We start from the raw sequence: 5,590 nt of genomic DNA on the forward strand, positions 1-5,590 counted from the left end.
GGATGGTTTACCCACTGCTGTTACTATATTTCACCCAACTGAGAACCGCTATAGTGCCGTTGATGGTAATGCCACTTTGGTGCGGCTTTGCCAACGCTCAGGTAACTCCCGATGGCAGCTTGAATACTACTGTCTCCCAAAGCGGTAAAAACTTCACCATTACTAACGGTAGTGCCACCAACAGTAACTTATTTCATAGTTTCCAGGAGTTTTCGGTTCCCACTGGCGGTTCGGCTACTTTTGATTTAGCGAACACGCCCAACATTTCTAACATCTTCAGCCGTGTTACTGGCGGTAATATCTCTAACATTAATGGCTTGATTCAGACGATTAACGGCAAAAACCCCATTAGTCTCTTCTTGATCAACCCTAGTGGGATAATCTTTGGAGCTAATGCTCAACTGAACATCGGGGGTTCGTTTATTGGTACAACTGCCAGCAGTATCAAATTTGCCGATGGCGCTGAATTTAGCGCAATTAATTCTGAATCTGCCCCGTTGTTAAGTATTAATGTTCCTATTGGGTTGCAACTGGGTAACAATCCCGCACCCATCAACATTCAAGGCACAGGACACTCTTTGATTAATCGCAGTGGACTAGCTCTGGTTCCTCCGATTCAGATTCCCAGTTCTACAAAACTGCGGGTACAGCCGGGAAACACGCTAGCTTTAGTGGGTGGCGACTTACATCTAAATGGGGCAAACCTGGTCGCTGAAAGAGGGCGAGTTGAATTGGGTAGTTTAAGCGGTACAGGATTGGTAAAGCTGATACCAACCGTACAGGGCTATACACTGGGATATGAGGATGTACAAAGCTTTGGCGATATTCAGCTGGCACAGCGATCGCTATTAGATATCAGCGGCGTGAATGCAGGTTCCGTTCAAATTCAGGGTAGGCAAATTCAATTCACCGATGGCTCTCTGGTACTGGCGCAAAATTTTGGCAATCTCCCCGGTGGTGACATTCGCCTTCAGGCTACAGAGTCCATCGATCTGATTGCCAGAACAGCTGATAGCACAATTCGGAGCGGAGTGCGTAGTGATGCTCTGGGTATCGGAGCTAGTGGTAATATCAGTGTTATTACTCCCAGACTGACCATCAATCGGGGAGCGGGGTTGAATAGCACAACTCTTGGAGCAGCTACCAGTGGCAATATTTACATCAATGCAACCGCCATTGAACTGTCAGGCTTTTCACCCACTAATCCTGGTGACGTGACCACAATTAACACTACTACACTCGGCACTGGAAATGCTGGTGATGTTTTCGTCAATGGTAATAGTCTACTAATATCAAGCGGAGCCTCACTATCTTCGGCTACCTTTAGCAGTGGTTCTAGCGGTAAAGTGATGATTCGCAACACCAACACCACGGTGATCGGAGAAAGTCCCTCTGCAATTTACAGCAACATTAGCTCAACTACATTTGCAACCGGAAGTGCCAAAACCTTGACCCTGGATACTGCCAAATTGCAAATTCTGGATGGGGGAGCAGTTGCCACCACCTCATTTTTTGCAGGTAATGGGGGAGATTTGAGCATCAACGCTACTGAATCGATCGTCATCAGTGGTCAAGGTCGGGCAACTAATAGTAGCATTAACGCTTCCACCATCCGACCCGATCCGTCGTTGCGGAAACGATTTGGTCTGCCAGATATATTAACAGCGAATGCCGGCACTGTGAGCATTACCACACCCAGTCTAACACTGACGGATGGCGGGACAGTCAGTGTCACCAGTCAAGGCACTGGCAATGGTGGCAATCTTAATATCACAAGTGATCGCATCCAATTGCAAAATCAAGGCTTAATCCAAGCACAGACAGAATCTGGTAATGGTGGCAACATCAGCTTACGAGTTGGTAAGTTGTTGCTGATGCGCGATCGCAGCAATATTACTGCCACAGCAGGCGGTAATGGTAATGGAGGTAACATCAATATCAATGCACCGATCATTGCTGGATTAGAAAACAGCAACATTATTGCTAATGCCGTGAAAGGTCGGGGGGGCAATATTCAAATCGCCACACAAGGGCTTTTCGGACTGAAGTTTCGTCCTCAACTGACACCAGACAATGACATTACTGCTAGTTCCCAATTCGGGGTTAGTGGCACGGTTCAAGTCAATACCATCGGCGTCGATCCAAATTCCGGTTTAGTAGAACTGCCAGCAAATGTTACCGATCCATCTCAGCAAATTGCCACAGGTTGTTCGGGTACTCAAGGCAGTCGCTTTGTGGCAACGGGACGGGGTGGTGTGCCGCAAAATCCCAATCAGCAAGTAACGAGCGATCGCACTTGGTCTGATATCCGCGACCTCAGAGCATACCGCAAAATTGGTAATGTCACTGCCCAAACGCCTACATCACCAGAGGTTATCGTCGAAGCCACTTCCTGGCATCGCAACGCTAATGGCCAAGTTGAGTTAGTTGCAGCGCCATCTCCCGCAAATATACAGCCTCAATTAACTTGTGCTGCGGTTCCTAAAAGTTAATTTGCTCCAGGAATTTAAACATAGTAGGCATTGCAATTACTTTACTAAACAAACTCTTAAACCATCAGTAACTACCTGTGACTTTCCAAATTAAAAAATGTCGTTGGCTATATATTAGTTTGAGTATTTTGAGCTTGTGTTTGGCAGTGACAATAACACCTGCAAAAGCATCTGTGCAAGTACCGACAACTTCTACCCTGAATGTGTCAGCATCTACTCAACCTAACAATTGGCTGGAACAGGGACGGAACCTCTACCGTTCAGGACGCTTTGCAGAAGCAGTGACGATTTGGCAAACGGCAGCACAACAGTATCATACCCAAGGCGATCGCCTGAACGAAGCTCTAAGTTTAAGTTACCTCTCACTGGCACAACAGGAACTTAATCAATGGCAAGCAGCCCAACAGTCTATTGAGCAAAGTCTGAAACTATTGCAAACCTCTATTCCCTCTGCCGATCCAATTCTTTGGGCACAAGCACTTAATACCCAAGCAAATTTGCAATTACACACTGGCAAAGCCGAAACCGCACTTGCAAGTTGGCAACAAGCTCAAAAATTTTATGAGCAAGCAGGCGACACAATGGGAAGCCTGGGTAGTCAAATCAACCAGGCACAAGCTTTACAAACTTTGGGATTTTACCGCCGCTCGAAACAACAGTTAGAGGTACTGACTGAAAAACTCCAAGGGATGCCGGATAATGAAATTAAAGTCAGTGGACTGCGATCGCTTGGTTTAGCTCTGCAAATAATTGGTGATAGTAAAAGTCAACAGATTTTAGAGCAAAGTTTAGCGATCGCTCGTAAAATTTCAGCCCAACCCCAGTTAAGTTCTATTCTGATCGGCCTGGGTCAAACTGCTGTTGACTTGCAAGATCCCGAAGCCGCATTAGATTACTTTGAACAGGCTCAACTCTTAACAACTAACCCAAGCGATCGATTACAAGCGCGTTTAGCTCAGTTCAAACTTTTCCTCAATTACGACAAACTAGAGTTTGTTAACCCACTTGCACCTCAACTACTCCAAGAACTCCGGGAACTGCCCCCCAGTCACACCTCACTCTACGCAGCGATCAATTTTGTTGCCACTCTCAACCGCCAGTCAAATTCTGACCCAATCCTACCGCTAAAAGATTTGGCGCAACTGATGGCAATCACAGTCAAATCTGCACAGCAAATTCAGGATACTCAAGCCGAAGCTCATGCATTACATCAGTGGGGAAAACTCTATCTTCGTACACAGCAGTTATCACAAGCACAGGAGTTAACTCAGAAATCCCTCAACATTGCCCGCCAACTCCAAGCTAACGATATCATTGCTCAATCTGCTCGGCAGGTGGGACAGTTGTATAAACAACAAGGCGATCGCTCAAAAGCAATTACCACCTATACAGAAGCAGTCAATGCCTTAAAGGCACTACGGGGAGATTTGGTAGCTATTAACCCTGATGTCCAGTTCTCTTTTCGCACCAGTGTGGAGCCGGTCTACCGGGAACTGGTTGATTTACTTCTAGAGGATCAACCGAGTCAAGCAGAACTAATAGAAGCTCGTGAATTGATTGAGGCATTGCAAATTGCGGAACTCGATAACTTTTTTCGGGAAGCCTGTTTAGATAGAACTCAACAGATCGATCGGGTCGATCCTACTGCAACCGTCATTTATCCGATCGTCCTACCAGATCGTTTAACAGTAATTCTCTCCAAAGCAGGGCAACCACTCCGTTCCTATGTTACTCATAAATCTCAAGCTGAAATTGAGCAGACTCTAGACAATTTTTTGGTTGCTCTTAACCCTGTCTCAGATTCCAAAGACCGGGATCGATTGTCCCAACAGATTTATGATTGGTTAATTCGCCCAGATGAAGCAGAGCAAGCATTCATTGATACCAAGACATTGGTGTTTGTTTTAGATGGTCGATTGCGGAACATTCCCATAGCAGCTCTTTTTGATGGTAAGCAATATCTGATTGAGAAATATGCTGTGGCGCTCTCACCAGGATTGCAACTGATGGCAACGCGATCGCTTCATCAAAACCACATCAGTGCGATCGTAGGTGGCATTAGCCAATCTCGCGCTGGCTTTAGTGCTTTACCCGCCGTGGAATCAGAAGTGAAACAAATCTCCAAGGCAGTATCTTCCTCTGTGTTGCTGAATCAGGAATTCACCAGTCAAGCCGTTGCTAAACAGGTGAAATCTAGTAGTGCAAGTATTGTTCACCTAGCAACCCACGGACAGTTTAGTTCCCGCCTCGAAGACACCTTCTTGCTCACTTGGGATGGAGAAGTCAATGTTAAAGAGTTATCTGAACTCCTGAAAAATCGAGGTAGCGATCCATCAAAAGCCATCGAGCTGCTGGTACTAAGTGCCTGCGATACAGCAGCAGGAGACGATCGCGCCGTCTTGGGACTAGCAGGCTTGGCTGTCAAATCCGGCGCTCGCTCAACTATCGCCACCCTATGGCCCGTCAAAGATCAAGCAGCTGCGATGCTAATGACTCGCTTTTATGACCAACTGCGACAACCCAAAATTACTAAAGCCGAAGCACTAAGACAAGCACAAATTAGCCTAATTCGCCAAACTGATTTCCACGAACCGTTCTTTTGGTCTGGCTTTGTTTTGATCGGCAACTGGATTTAGCTAAGTAATACAACGGAGTTTATTGGAAATTATTTAAGTTATTTTTTACAGTGTTTTAGTTCAAGCTCGCCTATACTGCTAGTAGAAGTTCTCTAACTTTACTATTACCTAGACTTATTCTCTGAGCTTCTGACCATAGTTGAAAAAACGTATTTTGTTTGTATCACATTTCAATGACATAAGGAAAAACATCATGAAACGTCAATATTTAGCTAGTACATTGAGCGTTATCGCTCTGATCGCTAGCAGTGCATGGACAAGTGCTCATGCTGTTACATTTACCCCACCCGCCAACAGTGGCTCTCCCAGACAAGCAACTGGAGGAGCTTCTCGCGGTAGTATGTTTACACCTACTGCCGGGAAAGGTGCGCCCAGGCAGGCAACTGGAGGAGCTTCTCGCGGTAGTATGTTTACACCTGCTGTCGGGAAAGGTGCGCCCAGACAGGCAACTGGAGGAGCTTC

The 5,590-nt window shown here is 46.1% G+C and carries 2 protein-coding genes and 1 pseudogene; all 3 read left to right on the forward strand.

The features are described 5' to 3' along the window. Nucleotides 1–62: 62 nt before the first annotated feature. Nucleotides 63–2,492, forward strand: a complete 2,430-nt coding sequence (locus ACFE93_RS30220; RefSeq protein ID WP_375479111.1) for a filamentous hemagglutinin N-terminal domain-containing protein — start codon at nt 63–65, stop codon at nt 2,490–2,492. A 77-nt stretch (nt 2,493–2,569) separates the two neighbouring features. Next, complete coding sequence (locus ACFE93_RS30225; protein ID WP_375479093.1) at nt 2,570–5,128, forward strand: CHAT domain-containing protein; 2,559 nt, start codon at nt 2,570–2,572, stop codon at nt 5,126–5,128. 193 nt (nt 5,129–5,321) lie between these two features. Then, nucleotides 5,322–5,590, forward strand: a pseudogene (locus tag ACFE93_RS30230) (hypothetical protein); the annotation flags it as partial.

This window comes from uncultured Nostoc sp. (genome assembly GCF_964247315.1).
In the GTDB taxonomy this organism is placed as follows: Bacteria; Cyanobacteriota; Cyanobacteriia; order Cyanobacteriales; family Nostocaceae; genus Nostoc.